Consider the following 16,700-nt stretch of genomic DNA (forward strand, 5'->3'; position numbering starts at 1 on the left):
TTTTATAAAGAGGGGACAGGCCACATGACCTGTCCCCTCTCTTTCTACTCCACCGTATTAACGGCGATTTCTCTTCGTGAATCGAATGCCAAACCATCCGAGCAGTACCAGTACGGCTGCCAGGAATCCGAAACCGAAGATCGACATCATGGACTCATCGCCCGTTCTCGTCTTTCCTCTGCTTGCTCCCTTTACATTACCGCCATCCTGGCCCTTCTTATTCCGGCCACGGTTCGCACCGAGCACGTTACCGAACTCGTCGGTCTCGACCTCCTCAGACGGACCATGGTGACCACCATTGCCGCCACCCGGATTCGTCTCCGGCGCTGTCGTCTCTACCGGCGTGGTTTCCGGTACGGTCGTCTCCGCAGGTGTCGTCTCAGCCGGTGTAGTCTCCGGTGTCGGATGCGGATGATCTCCACCACCGCCACCACCAGAGGACTTGATCCGCTCATCACAGATTTTGATGACACCATCCTCAAGCTTGACATCCTCGGAGCTGCCCGCCAGCGTGATCTGACCCTTCGCATCCACCGTGAAGTTCATATCGCTGATCGTGTAATAACCACTCGGCGCTGTCTCCTCGTGAATCGTGTAGGTCTCACCCGCCTTCAGGCTCGAACCGAAATCATGCGTCTCACCCGACTTCGAAATACACTCCGCAATTACCGCGCCTGTGGAATCCTTAATCTGGATCTTCGCACCATCCAGCTCACGCGTACCGGTACGCTCGAACTTGTTGACCTTGAAATCAATCGAATAGTTCGTGAATACTGCACCGTCTGCATCATAATCGACAGCGGTATCAAGTGTTCCATCACCCTTATCGCTGATCTTTACAGTCACAGTCTCTACATGCTTATCGTACGTATAGCCCTTTTCGCCACCCTCCACCTCATGGATGGTGTAGATCTTCGTGCCTACGTCCGCCAGACTGTAGTTGATTGGAGCGAAGCTGATCGTTCCATCCGCTGCGTTTGTCACAGTTTCAAGCACCTTACCTGCCTTATCCTTCAGCTCAAATGAGAACTGACCTTCCGCGAGATTCTTTCCTTCAAGAACCTTCTTCGCAGTAAGAACTGCACTACCATTGGCTGTATAGGTATTCGTGAAGGTGTATCCTGCTTCTCCATCATATGTTGCGCTGGTCGCAAGTGTTCCGTCATTATTATCCGTTACACTTACTTTCACATCTACGATATGATCATCATACGTGTAGCCTGGTGCTCCTTCATTCACCTCCCGGATCTGATAGCTGTAGCTCTTTCCAGAATCTTCCTGTGTATAATCGATTGCATCAAATGTTACGCTGCCATCCGCTGCATTCTTTTTGGTCTGAAGTACTCTGTCGTCGGCTCCTACCAGTTCAAATGTAAACTGATTACCTGCGAGCTTTCGACCACTCAGTTCCTTCCTTACATTTAATACTACACTTCCGGCTGCCACATAGCTGTTCTTGAAAGTACAGCTTGTTTTACCATCATATGTCGCGCTGGTCGCAAGTGTTCCGTCATTATTGTCCGTTACACTTACCTCTACATCTACAACATGATCATCATACGTGTAGCCTGATGCTCCTTCATTCACCTCCCGGATCTGATAGCTGTAGCTCTTTCCAGAATCTTTCTGTGTATAATCGATTACATCAAATGTCACACTGCCATCCGCTGCATTCTTTTTACTCTGAAGTACTGTACCATCCGCTCCTAACAGTTCAAATGTAAACTGATCGGCTGCAAGCTTTCGACCGCTCAGTTCCTTCTCTGCCTTTAATACTATACTTCCGGCTGCTACATAGCTATTCTTGAAAGTACAGCTTGTTTTACCATCATATGTCGCGCTGGTCGCAAGTGTTCCGTCATCATTGTCCGTTACACTTACTTTCACATCTACAACATGATCATCATACATGTAGCCTGCTGCTTTTCCGTTCACCTCTTCGATTTTATAGGTCTTTGTTCCTACATCCGATAACGTGTATGTTATCTCCTTAAAGACTATGTTTCCATCCTTATCATTTGTCGCCGTCTGGAGTACTTTACCAGAACTATCCTTCAGTTGAAACGAAAACTGACCGGCTATCAGATCCTTTCCTTCAAGAACCTTCTTTGCCCCAAGAACGATGCTGCCTTTTGCTGTATTGATATAGGTATTAGTGAAAATCAGCTTGCTATCTTCATAATTGGCAGTGGCAGTCAATTTTCCGGATGCATCTTTCTCGACCTGCACAGTCACATTTGCAACATGCGTATCATATTTATAATTATGGTCTGTCTTTCGAAACTCCTCGATTGTATAGTTGAAGGTTTTTCCTGCATCCTCCTCATTATAAGTTATTTTATCAAACCTTATTTTTCCATCAGCCGTATTCTGTTTAGTCTGAAGGACACTGCCATCTGCTCCCTTAAGTTCGAATGAGAACTGACCTGCCTGAAGTGTTTGTCCCTCCAGTATCTTTGTGGCTTCAAGTTCAACACTCGTTTCTTCCTCTGGCGTTTCAAGCGTATTTGTAATTACAAATCCGACCGATTCGTCTCCAGTGATTGTCTTCTTATATCCTTTTGGTACCGGAACCTCATCAACAGTGTATGTATCACTTGATGTAGGAACTGTCCATGAATATGCCCAGTCATTTGATTCATTTAATGCCATAGGAGCGCCCTCTGGCTTACCATTTTTATATAACTGAACTATTATCTCTCCAGGTCTCTTATTTGCTTCATTATAATTATCATCCCAGATTTTCTTGACACTTATCGTGTTTGTAGCAGGAAGCTCGTGATTATGATAATGCCACTCACCGTTTAATCCTCTTGCATTTTGAGCGACGATTATACCTGCACTACTCTGCGTTACATTCATCGTACCATTTGGAACAATAAACTCACCCGTGAGTGATTTCTCCTTCAAGTTAACACTCTTTGCATTCGGAAAATAAAATGTCACTGCCTGTGGAATCCAGTCATTTGCTGGATTCGTGTCCGCCACCCAGTCGGCTGTTCCTCTTCCGTTTATCTCATAATCATGAAAGAAAATGTCTCCTGTCCCTGTACAATTCACAATTAATTTATGATTCTTATCTGTTTTCAAACTCAACAGTTTTCTAGAACCTGTATTGGTACTAAAATCATTCGCATCAAAATTTATCAAATATACGCCTGGTGTTTTATCAGTCAGGTCAATATTATAGATTTCATTTAATTCTCGGTTCAACGTAGTTGCTTCGGTACTTACGCTATCAACAATAGTACCGACATCGCTTCCAATCTTCTTCACGATAGAAGCCACGTCATAATTTTTGTTTTCAACGATTATTGGTCCTGTACCCTTGTTGAACGTTACTATTGATGTATTTGCGTTATAGTCATAATATGCATCATTTCCAAATAATATTTTTTTCGGTGCATAATGAAAGTTTAATGGAGATGCAGTTCCTGGCATAAGCTTGCCGATATAATCCACGCCACCTGCATTTCCATAGTTAGGTGAAGAACCAATTTGCGCAGCAGTACTACGGTATTGATCCACCATGACATTGGTCTCGGTATCACCTGTCCATGAATAATCACTTGCGATGACGCCATACCCAAATGCTTCATATTTATTCAGAATTGCCGGTAAATTCAGATTTACCTTTACTGCCTTTACTGCCTCTGGCTTTGTGCAAATGATAGCATATGTAGAAAATCCGTCGGTGGTAAACGTCACTTCATCTTTCGACTCTGCAACTTCCTTTTCTTCGTCTTCATCCTCCTCTGCATCTACGGTCGCGATCTTCGCTTCGGTGTCGAGGGTCACCTTTGCCTTCTTGACGTCTTCGACCTTGATGTCGTCTGCGCTGAGGTCGGTCATGTCCGCGGTGGTGCGCTGGCCGTCCTTCGCAGCGTTCTCCTTCACTTCATCCTTGACCGGAAGGTGCTTGATGACCACATTGTCCGCGTCGGATGCACCAAGCTCACCTGCGAGCTGGCCGCCGAGGAAGGAAACCTTCACGCTGACGTCCTCGCCCGGCTGGTACTCGTACTCCTGACCGTCTTCGTCGTGGCCGATGAAAGCGATGTCATAGAGCAGGGTATTCTCGTTGCTGTGCTTTTCGATTTCAGACGCGGATGCCTTCGCGGCGTCATCAAGCGCAGTCATGTATGCATCGAAATTCTGGTCTTCGTCGGTCACTTCCTGCACGCGGAGCTCGACGCCCTCCGGCAGATCCTTCTTGAGGTCGACGACGACCTTGATCTTTCCTTCTTCGATGTACTCAGCGTGACCGCTGCCCTTCGTCTCCGGAGCGCAGTAAACGAGCAGGATCTCGCTGTTCTCCTCGAACGCGGTCCAGTTCTCGCCGTCCATCGTGTACTCATATACGGTATGCTCATCCTCGTCCGTCGTCTTGCGGATCGCGCGGATGATATCGCCGTCCAGGGTTGCTTCCTTATATGTATAGTTCTTCGAATAGGTTCTCAGCAGTCCGAAGAGGCGGGTGCCGGTGAGCTTACGAATGTTTTTGACCGGTGCCTTCTCGCTGTCATCGAGTGTGAGCATGCCATCCTGATCGAAGGAAACCTTCACGTCAACATACTTTTCATCGATGTCTTCGCCGTCTTCATCCACGACATGGAAGCTGAGCTTCACCTTCTTCGCCGCCTCGGTGCTTTCCGGAACGGTCGTCTCCTCAACGGTAGTCTCCGGAACCGACTCGAGGGTCTCGGCCGGCGTCGTTTCGACTGCGCCGGTTTCTACTGCACTTTCGCCCAATGCTGTTGATCCTGCGCCTGCACCGCCCGTGGTGATGCCGGCACCGGAAGCGCCGGTAGATGTGCCGCCTGAAACATTGGCATCCGAACCTGCGGCAGTGCCGTCGGTGATATCCGTCGTTGCGCCGGTGGTTTCGATTTCTGTCGATGCTGCGCTGGTCTCCAGCACGATCATATCGCTCTTCTCAGCAGCAGAAGGAGCCCCGGTGTTCTCCGAGGTATCCGAGCCCACTGTACCAGAAGCGCTGGTGTTCGATGCGTCACTTACGTTCTCTGCACCAGAAACCACACCGGTATTCTCCATACCGGAAGCAGCGGTGGAAGAGGCGCTGTCGGAAGTGGCATTTCCAGAAGCATCCGTGGTGCTGTCGGTGTCATCGGCCACTGGTTTTTCGGCATCCCCCTGTTCAGATGATGCCCCCCCAGCTTCCGAATTTTCGGCATCTGCGGATGCGTCCGCAGATGCGGCATCAGCCTCGTAGCTGGCGTCCGCCTGCTCTACGGCGATGCCATCCGTCGCGGAATACGCCGGCAGCACGTTCGATGTCACCATCATGCCCGCCAGCATAAGCGCTGTGAAACGTTTTTTCAGATGAATCCTCATTTTCTTCTCCCCCAAGATGAAATCTTAAATATACTGAAAAATCTGATGCAGAACTTTAATTCTTACGATTTTCTTACAGAGATTCTGACTCAAACTTAATATATGCCCCTCGCGCGGCCAGTTCAATATATAAACCGGTTTTCGTACACGTTTTCGTAACTTTCGTGGTTTCGTTGCATTTTCGCTAAAATTTTCGTCATTTTTCTATATACTTTAGTAAATTAATGACAGTATTTATAAAGCCATCGGTTATAGAGAAAAACGGGCAGTGGGGGAACATGACGGCAGAATTTCTCCTGTCGCAGTAAGATCTTTTAAAATTCACAAAACAAACACAGCTTCCTATTATAAATAGTGCATCATTGCGAATCGGACGAAGCATGAACGGAATTTTAATAAAGCCTTAAGAGGAAAGAAATGGAACTGCGCGCCTCTGCGTGGTATCTTATAGTTCGCTTGATTTTATCGTCGGCTGTCTGGCTGCGGAAGCGCAGTGAGGAGCATGAGGATAAGCTTGTGTCAGGCTTCGCAACAGAGATATGGATTTACAGAATAACCAAAGGAGAACTACATGAAGAAGAAATTAACATACACATTACTGATGGCGATGATGGCACTGTCTCTTTCTGCCTGTGGCGGTAAGAAGGATGGAAAGCAGGAGACGGTCGAGGGTACGATCGCGACTGATGACATGAGCGACTTCTATGCGACTATTCAGAAGGCGGACGGTAATCAGCTGACCGTCGAGCTCGATGATGGCAGCAGCATCACGGTCGACCTCTCAGAGGCACACACGAATCCGGCATGGAGCTGGATGCCGGGTGACGAGGTCGACATCTACTACGCCGGCGAGGGTGACCCGACGGATGGCATGAAGGTCGCAGAGGTTCAGATGGATGTACCGTACGAGAACACCAACTCCGACTTCTCCGAGAACACCCAGGTGTACGGCGAGATCACGGCACTGACCGACGACTCTATCACCGTACGTGAGGAGGAAGGCAGAAACGAAGAGGACGGCCCGCAGGACGGCACTGAGTACACCTTCAAGCGCGCGAGCTATGGCTTCGATATCGGTGAGCCGGCGGTCGGTACATACGCACAGATCCTCTATATCGGCGAGCTCGGCGCAGACGACGCCACCTGCTTCCGCGTCCTGACCGACGACATGATGGACGACCCTGCTTCTGACGTTTACGCCGTACAGGGTACCCTCACGAAGCTTGAGGACGACGTCGTTTACCTCCAGTGTGACGACGCCACCGAGTTCAAGTTCAGCGTCAGCGGTGACGACCAGCTCCTCTCCGACGCCACCGCAGCCGTCGGCAAGAAGGTCAAGGTAAGCTTCGTAGACTCCCTCCGCATGCGTGTCGCAACCGCCGACACCATCACCGTCGTGGAGTAAGCTGAAAACAGAAAATAATCCATATGAAAGATCGAGCCCCACCTCTGAAGAGGTAGGGCTCAATTTTTTTCAAACGTTATTATAGCTTTACATGATAGTTTTCTTTCATGTGAAAAAAACCGATGATGTAGACGGTATCGAGGATGATTCGATATATGAGTATATAATCGTGTTTTTCTAATGAAAGTTTTCGGTATTCCTTGGAACGAAGATAAGGATCCTCACAAAAAGCAAATGATTCTGCGTACATTTCCAATGTGGTAAAAGCAGATTCAAGATCATCCAGTATTGCGGATGCGCCCTGTTTGCTGTGAAGAGAGTGACGAACATACTGAATGCAATTATCAATCTGAGCGTCGGCATGAGCCGATAATTCAAGCTTATAATTCATATTTTACCCTAAGATCCGCTAGTGCTTCTTTCGCCGGGCGCGTTTTCCCTTCTGCGACCTGTCTCTCTGAAATCTCAAGTTCTTTATAAATCTGGTCTCTCCTTATCGTCGCCTCATACGTTTCCATGCTCATGACGACCATATCGCCATATCCATTTTTAGTGATATAGATCGGTTCAGAGGATGCATGGCATAGTTCAGAAATCTTCGTAGTATCTTTGAGTTCTTTGATTGGAATAATCTGTGGCATATCGCACCGCCTTTCTTATGGGATTATTATGCCATAATTAGAGCATAATATTCAACATTTTAAAGCAGATTATGCCAGCCATACAAGTGACTTCAAAATAATGAAAGGGGTCAGCTCGATGATTTTGTACATTGTGATGTCTAAGCAAGCAATATATAATCACAATCAGGTATAGAATCGTAAAGAAAGGAGACACAGTTTATGACTGAGAGACAGAAGGATATCGCAGATATGCAATGTTGGGTGTTCCGAATGGCGCAGTCAAAGTGGGAAATGACGGCGAAGGATTGTGCTGAACTCTTTAAAAAATATGATCTTCTTGGGTTTATTTCCGAATGCTATGATCTCCTTCACGTAAGCAGTTATAATAACGCACTGGAAGACATCGAAGACATACTGAGAGCGAATGGAGTGAATGTATGCAAGAAAGCGACAGACGGGTGCCGCACATGCTGGATGCCAAGCCCGGAGAGGAGCCCCGGAAGCCATACAGAGCGACCGTGAAGAATCAAAATCCCATCCCTTAGAAGCACTTAGAGTAATTTTTCCTTAGCACCCTCTGCAACGCTGAGTTTTCATAGAGAAAACTCAGTGATTGCAGAGGGCTTAGTGCTTCTTAGGGATGGGATTTTAGATTCTTCCGGTCGCGGAGTACTGTGCTTCCGGGGCCCCTCTCTGGGCGTTATCAGTCGTGATTCCTTCTATGACTATGCGGGTAGTGGTAGAACTCCATGTCCTTCACGCCGTCCGGAAGGTACTGCTGCTCGACCCAGTTGCCTGGGAAGTCGTGCGGGTACTTGTAGCCGACGCCGCGATTCAGCTTGCTGCTGGCCTTGTAGTGGGCGTCCTGCAGGTAGGATGGGATCGGGAGGTTGCCGGAGTGCTGCACCTCCTGCATGGCCTCGAAGATCGCGGCGGAGCAGGCGTTCGACTTCGGTGCGGAGGCGACGTAGGTCGCAGCCTGAGCCAGGATGATCTGGGATTCCGGCATGCCGACACGTTCCACCGCCAGGAACGCGTTGGTCGCAACCACGGCCGCCATGGGGTCTGCATTGCCCACGTCCTCAGAGGCGCAGATCACGATGCGGCGGGCGATGAACTTGATGTCTTCGCCGGCGGAGAGCATGCGGGCCAGGTAATAGACGGCGGCGTCCGGGTCGGAGCCGCGCATGGACTTGATGAAGGCGCTCACGGTGTCGTAGTGGTTGTCACCGTCCTTGTCGTAGCGCACCGCGCGCTTCTGAATGCACTCGGAGGCGACGTCGAGGGTGATGTGAATGCGGCCGTCCGGGTCGCGGTCGGTAGTGAGGACCGCAAGCTCGATAGCATTCAGCGCCGCGCGGGCGTCGCCGTTTGCAGCATCAGCGAGGAACTCACGTGCGTCGTCGTCGATCCAGGCATGAAAGGAGCCGACGCCCTTCCGCGTGTCCGTGAGGGCGCGGTCGATGAGGGTCGCGATGTTTTCACGAGAGAGCGGCTTCAGCTCGAAGATGCGCGAGCGGGAGATCAGCGCGCCGTTGACCTCGAAATACGGGTTCTCGGTGGTCGCGCCGATGAGGATGACGGTGCCGTCCTCGACGAACGGAAGGAGGTAATCCTGCTGCGCCTTGTTGAAGCGATGGATCTCGTCGATGAAGAGAATGGTCTTCCGACCATAGCCGCCGTGGTTCTGCTTCGCGCGGGCGATGACCTCCTCGAGGTCCTTCTTGCCGGCGATGGTGGCGTTTACCTGCTCGAAGTCGGCCTTCGTGGTGTGCGCGATGACCTGTGCGAGGGTCGTCTTGCCGGTGCCCGGCGGGCCGTAAAAGATGAGGGAGCCGAGCTTGTCGGCGCGGATCGCGCGGTAGAGCAGGGTGCCCGGGGCGATGATCTGCTCCTGGCCGACGATGTCGTCGAGGGTTTCCGGGCGCATGCGGGAGGCCAGCGGCGCGTCGGACTCCTTCTGCTTCTCCGCCATATACTCAAATAAATCCATGGTTACTCTTCTTCCGGCCAGGACTGTGGCTTTGTGCGATCCGGGATCACCTCGATCCAGTAGCCGTCCGGGTCCTCGACGAAGTAGATGCCCATCGGGGCGTTCTCGAAGCAGACGCAGCCCATCTTCGTGTGGAGGTCGTGCGCTTCCTTGATGTTCGGAGTGCGGAGCGCGAGGTGGAACTCCTGCTCGCCGAGGTCATAGGCCTCGGTGCGGTCCTTGAGGTAGGTGAGCTCCAGACGGAAGCTCGTGGTGTTGTCGCCGAGGAAGGCGAGGGTGAAGTTCGGGCGGTCGTTGACCTCGACCGGCTCGAGACCGAAGGCTTCCTTATAGAACTTGAGGGAGCGGTCCAGGTCCTTGACGTTAAAGTTGAAGTGGTTGAATGCGAAAGTGTTATTCATCGTTTTCCTCTATGGTGTGTATGCATGTCGCCCGCGGGTTTCGGTGGCCGCGCGGGCGGAGTGAACGGAACTGCAGAGCCGCGGCACACGGGTGCGCGGGCGGGTGCAGGATGTAAGCATTGGCCGCGATCAGCCCTGGCTGCCCAGGATGAAGTCGAACTTCGTGATGACGCCGTCGTCGTCGAAGGTCGGATTCAGGATGCCGATGTGCGGCAGGAAGTGGTAGGCGTCGGTGACCAGCGCGTCCGGAAGCTTCTTATCGATGTAATGCATCCATGCGCGGTTGCTGATCTTCACGGTGACGTCGGTGCTGTCGCCCTCCGGTGTGTCGGAGCTGTGCGAATAGTATGCCTTCGCTGCGAAGGTCGAGTAGTCGCCCGTCTTCTGCCGGTCGGCGGTCTGGATAACCACCATCGCCTTCGGGTGCTGCTGGAACAGGGTCACGAGGTCGGAGGCCCTGCGGCCGCTTGCGTCCACGGCGATGCCGTCCGGTGTCGTGGTGTCCTTCAGCATCTTTCCGTCGGCACCGACGTAGTAGGTATCCTCGATCCAGACGTCGGTGAGCATGTGACCGGTCTCGTCGAAGAAGTACCAGTCGTCGTCCGACTGCTGCCAGCCGGTCTGCATCACGCCCTCTGCGTCGAAGAAGTAGGTGGCGCGGTCGATTTCCGTGAGCCCGGTCGCGCGGTAGCCCGCCTCGTCGAAGTAATACTTCTGGTCGTCGATGGTCTGCCAGCCGGTCACGAAGCGGCCATCCTCGTCGAGGTACTGCACGCCGTCGGCGGTTTCATGCCAGTCGTTCAGCGAGTACTTGTCCGGGTCGAGCCGGATTTCGTAGCTCTGCGTGAAGCTGCTGCCTGCCTCGCCGTCCTTCGCAATCGCGTGGGCGGTCACGGTGTAGCGGCCGCTGTAGCTGAGCTCGGCCGGGGTGGCATACTCGATCGTCTCCGGCGTCGTGCTGTCACCGTCCCGCTGGATCGTGTAGCGGATCGGATCGCCGGCGTCGGTGCTCAGCTTCACGCTGACCGGATCGCTGAAGTCGCCGCCCTCCGGGTCGAAGTGAACCGTCGGGTCCAGCGCCTCGAGCTCGTCCTTCAGCGCTCTGCTGTCCGGGTAGTCTGCGAGGTTGCTCTTCAGGAGCGCCACGGCCTCGGTGTGGTGTCCGGCGTCTGCGTAGGCGTCGGCGGCGTGGAGGCAGATCTCCTCACTCTGCACACCGTAGCCGAACAGCTGCTGGTAGGCCGCTGCGGCCGTCGTATAGTCGGCGGCTGCGTATGCCTTCTCCGCCTGTCTGCGGATCCGGCTTTCCTTCGTGGCTGGCATCTGGTACCATCCCGCCAATGCTACGGCCACGACTGCGATCACTGCGATCGCGACTTTCACAAACCGCTTCGCGCTGTGCGCGTGTGCCGCGGAAGCGGTGTCGGTGGTGACGTCGCTCACGCCCAGCATCTGGTCGACACGATCGTAATCATTGAGCGGAGTGATGGTTGCCGTGCGCTCGCCGTCAGCGGAGTCGGCATCCTCGGCGGTGGCGGACTCGGAGTCTTCGTCAGAGTCGTCAGCGGCGGGGTCGGAATCCGCGTCATCAGAGTCGTCAGTGTCAAGATCGTCGGAAGCGTCAGCATCGCTGTCGGGGGACTCGTCAGAATCTGCCTCATCGGAATCGAGGGACTCGTCGGAATCTGCGTCATCGGAATCAGCTTCTGTGTCATCGGCATCATCATCGAGATCAGCTTCTGTGTCATCGGCATCATCATCGATATCGTCATCGTCTGAATCATCTTCGGACTCTTCCTCGGACTCTTCCTCTGGATCATCCAGCAGATGATCCGCGATCGGGACCACCTCTGCGGTCTCAGAATCTTCGTCTGTTTCTTCGGTTGATTCCTCCTCGGAAGTTTCTTCGGTTTCCTCTACTGCTTCTGTTTCTTCAGATTCTGCTACTTCGTCCGTTGTTTCCTCAGTGGAAGCTTCCTCTGCTTCTACCAGCTCAACCTCATCGGAAGATTCGGTTGCTTCGGAAGTCTCTGCTTCTTCCTCGTCATCGTCGAACATGTGGGTGCCGAGGGTTTTATGGGCGGCGAGGTTGAGGAGCTCCTGCTTCATCGCTTCTTCGAGTTCGGCGCGTTCTGCGTCCTTCTTCGCCTGGGCTTCGGCTTCTTCCTGTGCCTTACGCTCGGCCTCCGCTCTCGCCTCTTCCTCTTCACGGGCCTGACGCTCCGCTTCTTCACGGGCGAGGCGCTCGGCTTCCGCTTTCGCTTCTGCCTCTTCACGGGCGATTCGCTCTGCTTCTTCGCGCGCCTTCCGCTCTGCTTCGGCTCTCGCCGCAGCTTCTTCGCGGGCGATGCGCTCCGCTTCTTCGCGTGCCTTCCGCTCGGCTTCGGCTCTCGCCTCGGCTTCCTCGCGGGCCTTGCGCTCTTCTTCCTCACGGCGGCGACGCTCCTCCGCTTCGAAGCGGAGGGCCTTCTTGTAAAACTCATCCAGGATCGCTTCGTCTTCCGCTGCCGGGTCGTAATCCTCGTCTTCCGAAGAAGCTTCTACAGCAGACGCTTTCGATGGAGCATCGCGTTTCCTTCCGAAGGAATCGCCGAAGTCTATATCGAAATCTGCGTCGATATCCTCACGCGCAGGCGTGTTTGCGGCATCTTCAGCATCTTCTTCCGAAGCATGCTCACCATCCTGTGTTACGCGAGGATCTGCCGCAGCGTCATCCGTGCCGAGATCGCCTTCATCAGCCGACGATGCAGCGCCTGCAGTGAGTGTTGAGGCTGCGCCATCTGCATTGAGGTCGCCTGCATTGGACGACGATGCGCCGGCGGCAGCAAGTGTCGAGGCTGCGCCATCCGCGTTGAGATCGCCTGCATTGGACGACGGGGTCTCTGCCATCTGATCGAGCTTCGCCGAAAGGTCGTCGCCGATGGTCGCCTTCTGACGTTCCCAAGCCGCGCGCACAGTTTCCGCGTTATAGACCGGAAGCGTCTCCGCTGAGCTCTCGAGCTGCGCCTCGTAGTGGATCCGGACTAAGCCGTCGGCAAACAGCGCTCCGCAGTAAGGGCAGAACGACGCGCCATCCTGTATTTCTTTTCCACAGTTTGTACAAATCATAAATATGCCTTGTTCAGTGCGCTTCGCGGGATGCGAAGCAAATATATTTAGACAGTCCTTATTTTATTATACCAAATAATCGTAGAGATAGTTATTAAAATTATAGTGCAGGGAGGACGGCTTGGGCATAAAAACGTACAAAATTTGCCAGACAGTGTCTGGTAATTCTTATCGTACTGATTCACATAAAAAAGCCGGAAGGCAAGTAACTTACCTTCCGACTCTGTATAAGATCTGACTTAATGTCGCTTTTATTACTTAAGAGTAACCTTAGCGCCCTCAGCCTCAAGCTTAGCCTTGAGATCCTCAGCCTCTGCCTTCGGAGCAGCCTCCTTGAGAACCTTAGGTGCAGCCTCAACGGCCTCCTTAGCTTCCTTAAGGCCAAGACCAGTAGCCTCACGTACAACCTTGATAACCTTGATCTTGTTAGGACCAACATCAGTAAGCTCTACGTCGAACTCAGTCTTCTCCTCAGCTGGAGCTGCAGCAGCGCCAGCAGCAACAACAACACCTGCAGCAGCAGATACGCCAAACTCTTCCTCAACAGCCTTTACAAGGTCATTAAGCTCTACAACGGAAAGCTCCTTGATAGCTGCGATAAACTCTTCTGTAGTTAACTTAGCCATTTTAATTTCCTCCATTTGAAATTTTGTGCTCATGCACAGTTCAAAATAATTCTTTTATGTTTTGCAGTCGATACTGCGGTACTCACCACCTGTGAGTTCAGGTTCCTCCGCACGCTTACGCGGCTTTGGATGTCCATCTGCTGATTAAGCAGCTGGCTCTGCGTTCTTCTCTGCCACCTGATTGATGACACGTGCGAAGTTCGCGATCGGGCTCTGCAGGGATCCGCAAAGTCTTCCGAGAAGCTCTTCTCTGGAAGGGATAGCTGCGAGTACCTTGACCTCGTTCTGATCGTAAAGCTTGCCCTCTGCTACAGCTGCCTTAAGCTCAAGCTTCGTAGCCTTCTCAGCAAACTTAGCGATGATTCTAGCTGCTGCTGCAGGATCATCCTTAGATACTGCAATAGCGGTAGGACCCTCAAGTACGCCGTCGAGCTGAGCGAAATCTGTACCCTCTGCTGCTCTCTTGATCAGGGTGTTCTTAAATACCTTGTAAGTAACACCAGCCTCTCTTAACTGCTTACGGAGCTCAGTATCCTGCTCAACCGTAAGTCCGAGATAATCAACGGCAGTAACAGCGACAGCGCCATCAAGGAGTGCCTTGATTTCGTCAACGATCGGCTGCTTTAATTCAACCTTTGCCATTTTCGGTTCTTCCTCCTTATAAGATTTTTTCGTATAAACCTTTACAAAAGGAAAACCCCATGCCAAAAGACACGGGGTTGAACAAACTAAAATCGTTTGTATCTTTCCTCGGCAGGCGTTCTGACTTACGGTGCGGACGCACCACCTGCTGTCTTCGGGTTAATACGCAGTGTATATTAACATCGGCTCACGCCGCTGTCAATACCCTATTTTGTCAAGATTAAGCACCGAACTGAACGGTATCCATCTTAACGCCAGGACCCATGGTAGAAGTCAGTGTAGCGGACTTCAGGTAGGTTCCCTTTAATGTAGCTGGTCTAGCCTTTACAATTGCGCTCATGATCGCATCAAGGTTCTCCTTGAGCTGCTCAGTTGTGAAGGAAGCCTTACCGATTGCTACGTGGAAGATGTTTGCCTTGTCAAGACGATACTCGACCTTACCAGCCTTAGTATCAGCGATTGCCTTGGTAACATCCATGGTAACAGTACCGGTCTTCGGGTTCGGCATTAAGCCCTTCGGTCCAAGTACACGACCGAGACGACCAACAACACCCATCATATCCGGAGTAGCGATGATTACATCGTAATCAAACCAGCCATCCTGGATCTTCGGAATAAGTTCCTCAGCTCCTACGAAATCTGCACCAGCTGCCTGAGCCTCATCGGCCTTAGCGCCCTTTGCAAATACGAGGATTCTTACCTTCTTACCTGTGCCGGCTGGAAGGACGACAGAACCACGAACCTGCTGGTCTGCGTGACGTGAGTCACAACCAGTTCTGATATGGAGCTCGATGGTCTCGTCGAATTTTGCTGTTGCATTCTTCTTTACAAGCTCAAGTGCGTCAACCTCGGTGAACTTTACCGTTCTGTCAAAGCCCTGAGCGGCTGCTGTATATCTCTTACCTGTCTTCATAATCAGTTGACCTCCCTATTACTTCTCTACTTCAACGCCCATGGATCTGCAGGTACCTGCGATCATAGACATAGCAGCCTCAAGTGATGCAGCGTTAAGATCTTTCATCTTAGTCTCTGCGATCTTCTGGAGATCAGCCTTGCTGATGGTAGCAACCTTGTTCTTGTTTGGCTCACCGGAAGCCTTCTGCAGCTTGCATGCCTTCTTGATCAGAACTGCTGCTGGAGGAGTCTTCGTGATGAAGCTGAAGCTTCTATCTGCATAAACAGTGATCACTACAGGGATGATAACATCACCCTCGTTTGCTGTTCTTGCATTGAATTCCTTAGTGAATGCAACGATATTAACACCATGCTGGCCGAGAGCCGGACCTACTGGTGGAGCTGGAGTTGCTTTACCAGCTGGAATCTGTAACTTGATGTATCCTTCTACTTTCTTTGCCATATGAGGCACCTCCTTGTGGTAATTGCGGGGTAATCAGCAGATCTGATTAACCCTCCCATACTTCGTTATCTGAGTTTCTGAATCTCTCCGTAGGATAACTCTACCGGAGTTTCTCTGCCAAACATCTCAACCGAGATGGTAACAGTCTTCTTCTGATCATTGATCTCACTGATGACACCCACCGTATCCTTCCATGCACCGGAAGTAACATTTACGGTATCGCCGATCGCGAAATCTACAAGGACCTCCTGGGCTCTGTAGCCAAGTGCCTTGATCTCCTCTTCGGAAAGAGGTGTCGGCTCTGATCCTGGGCCGACGAATCCGGTTACGCCACGTGTATTACGCACTACGTACCAGGTTTCCTGATTCATTATCATGTTTACGAGAACATAGCCAGGGAACATCTTCTTATCAGACTTCTTCTCGACGCCGTTCTTCATCTCGATGACCGGCTGCATCGGTACGCTGACTTCGAAGATCAGATCCTGAAGACCACGGTTTTCGATCGTCTTTTCCAGATCCATCTTAACCTTGTTCTCATAGCCTGAGTAGGTATGTGCTACATACCAGCGAGCTGCAGGATTAATTTCTGACATAGTTTCCCCTTATCTGATGATAAAACCAAGTCCCGTCTTCATAATAAGATCAAGAACAGCAATAAGCGCTCCGACCAGGAGACTGACAACGATGGTTGCGGTGGTCTCCTTGATGATGTCCTGTCTCGTCGGGAAAATAATTTTGTTATATTCCGTCTTAAGACCCTTGAAGAAGTCCTGTAAACCGGAATTCTTCTTCTCGCTCATTACTTCGTCTCCTTATGAAGCGTGTGCTTCTTACAGAATCTGCAGTACTTACGAACTTCCATTCTCTCAGGATGATTCTTCTTCTCCTTCGTCGTGAAATAGTTTCTCTGCTTACACTCTGTACATGCTAATATAATCTTTGTACGCACGGCTCTTCACCTCCAATGATTCTTAACTTCGCATGACTACGAAATTAGTGCATAAAAAATAGGGCCTAGCCCTTGATTACGGGGCAACTATACCATGAAGCACCCTATGCGTCAAGCGTTTGCCGCCGGGCGTCTATTATTTATTTTTTCAAGAGTTTGATAGAAGTTCTATTGCATAGATTTAGAGAGCCGTATATACTTGAATCACAGGTATCTTACTATGTTATGTCCACCATCC

Annotated in this window: 15 protein-coding genes and 1 other annotated feature; of the genes, 2 read left to right on the top strand and 13 right to left on the bottom strand. The window is 51.4% G+C overall.

Translation table 11 applies throughout. The features are described from left to right. Window positions 1-57: 57 nt before the first annotated feature. Window positions 58-5,355 (bottom strand): Spy0128 family protein, encoded by a 5,298-nt coding sequence (locus tag ACTQ52_RS03630; protein ID WP_441981832.1) that lies wholly within the window; start codon window positions 5,353-5,355, stop codon window positions 58-60. Window positions 5,356-5,926: 571 nt separating this feature from the next. Here ACTQ52_RS03630 and ACTQ52_RS03635 point away from each other — a divergent pair. Then, window positions 5,927-6,760 (top strand): hypothetical protein, encoded by an 834-nt coding sequence (locus ACTQ52_RS03635; protein WP_441981833.1) that lies wholly within the window; start codon window positions 5,927-5,929, stop codon window positions 6,758-6,760. A 79-nt stretch (window positions 6,761-6,839) separates the two neighbouring features. On the opposite strand, the gene ACTQ52_RS03640 is transcribed toward ACTQ52_RS03635, so the two are convergent. Together ACTQ52_RS03640 and ACTQ52_RS03645 are read right to left on the bottom strand one after the other, a co-directional pair. Next, window positions 6,840-7,151, bottom strand: coding sequence for a type II toxin-antitoxin system RelE/ParE family toxin (locus ACTQ52_RS03640; RefSeq protein ID WP_441226651.1), 312 nt, complete (start codon window positions 7,149-7,151; stop codon window positions 6,840-6,842). Further along, window positions 7,141-7,401, bottom strand: a complete 261-nt coding sequence (locus ACTQ52_RS03645; RefSeq protein WP_441226652.1) for a type II toxin-antitoxin system Phd/YefM family antitoxin — start codon at window positions 7,399-7,401, stop codon at window positions 7,141-7,143. The genes ACTQ52_RS03640 and ACTQ52_RS03645 overlap by 11 nt, the downstream gene beginning before the upstream one ends. 252 nt (window positions 7,402-7,653) lie before the next feature. Between ACTQ52_RS03645 and ACTQ52_RS03650 the strand changes: the two genes are divergently transcribed. Further along, window positions 7,654-7,905 (top strand): DUF3791 domain-containing protein, encoded by a 252-nt coding sequence (locus tag ACTQ52_RS03650; protein WP_441981856.1) that lies wholly within the window; start codon window positions 7,654-7,656, stop codon window positions 7,903-7,905. Between the two features lie 181 nt (window positions 7,906-8,086). Here the strand turns inward: ACTQ52_RS03650 and ACTQ52_RS03655 are convergent, their stop codons facing one another. The 10 genes from ACTQ52_RS03655 to rpmG all read right to left on the bottom strand — a co-directional run bounded on the left by ACTQ52_RS03655 (window position 8,087) and on the right by rpmG (window position 16,462). Further along, the gene (locus ACTQ52_RS03655) at window positions 8,087-9,376 is read right to left on the bottom strand and encodes a replication-associated recombination protein A (RefSeq protein WP_441226653.1); all 1,290 of its coding nucleotides are present in this window, start codon (window positions 9,374-9,376) and stop codon (window positions 8,087-8,089) included. Between the two features lie 2 nt (window positions 9,377-9,378). Next, complete coding sequence (locus ACTQ52_RS03660; RefSeq protein ID WP_441981834.1) at window positions 9,379-9,777, bottom strand: VOC family protein; 399 nt, start codon at window positions 9,775-9,777, stop codon at window positions 9,379-9,381. Between the two features lie 129 nt (window positions 9,778-9,906). Beyond that, window positions 9,907-12,885 carry a zinc-ribbon domain-containing protein gene (locus ACTQ52_RS03665; RefSeq protein WP_441981835.1) on the bottom strand — a complete coding sequence of 993 codons (2,979 nt, stop codon included), beginning with the start codon at window positions 12,883-12,885 and terminating at the stop codon, window positions 9,907-9,909. A gap of 254 nt (window positions 12,886-13,139) precedes the next feature. After that, the gene (rplL, locus tag ACTQ52_RS03670) at window positions 13,140-13,511 is read right to left on the bottom strand and encodes a 50S ribosomal protein L7/L12 (RefSeq protein ID WP_410043346.1); all 372 of its coding nucleotides are present in this window, start codon (window positions 13,509-13,511) and stop codon (window positions 13,140-13,142) included. A 144-nt stretch (window positions 13,512-13,655) separates the two neighbouring features. Next, window positions 13,656-14,153 (bottom strand): 50S ribosomal protein L10, encoded by a 498-nt coding sequence (gene rplJ / locus ACTQ52_RS03675; protein ID WP_410043347.1) that lies wholly within the window; start codon window positions 14,151-14,153, stop codon window positions 13,656-13,658. Window positions 14,154-14,193: 40 nt separating this feature from the next. Then, window positions 14,194-14,329: a sequence feature (ribosomal protein L10 leader region), on the bottom strand. Between the two features lie 44 nt (window positions 14,330-14,373). Further along, window positions 14,374-15,066: a 50S ribosomal protein L1 gene (gene rplA / locus ACTQ52_RS03680; RefSeq protein WP_410043348.1), complete on the bottom strand. Its 693-nt coding sequence runs from the start codon at window positions 15,064-15,066 to the stop codon at window positions 14,374-14,376. 18 nt (window positions 15,067-15,084) lie between these two features. After that, complete coding sequence (gene rplK, locus ACTQ52_RS03685; RefSeq protein WP_036606756.1) at window positions 15,085-15,510, bottom strand: 50S ribosomal protein L11; 426 nt, start codon at window positions 15,508-15,510, stop codon at window positions 15,085-15,087. Between the two features lie 65 nt (window positions 15,511-15,575). After that, window positions 15,576-16,106, bottom strand: coding sequence for a transcription termination/antitermination protein NusG (gene nusG, locus ACTQ52_RS03690; RefSeq protein WP_410043349.1), 531 nt, complete (start codon window positions 16,104-16,106; stop codon window positions 15,576-15,578). Between the two features lie 9 nt (window positions 16,107-16,115). Continuing rightward, window positions 16,116-16,313 (bottom strand): preprotein translocase subunit SecE, encoded by a 198-nt coding sequence (secE, locus tag ACTQ52_RS03695; protein WP_410043350.1) that lies wholly within the window; start codon window positions 16,311-16,313, stop codon window positions 16,116-16,118. Further along, on the bottom strand, window positions 16,313-16,462 hold the full coding sequence (rpmG, locus tag ACTQ52_RS03700; RefSeq protein WP_410043351.1) for a 50S ribosomal protein L33: 150 nt from the start codon (window positions 16,460-16,462) through the stop codon (window positions 16,313-16,315). Before rpmG ends, secE begins: the two co-directional genes overlap by 1 nt. Between the last annotated feature and the right edge of the window lie 238 nt (window positions 16,463-16,700).

Origin of the sequence: Oribacterium sp. Sow4_G1_1 (assembly GCF_052116105.1) — a bacterium.
Taxonomy (GTDB): domain Bacteria; phylum Bacillota; class Clostridia; order Lachnospirales; family Lachnospiraceae; genus Oribacterium.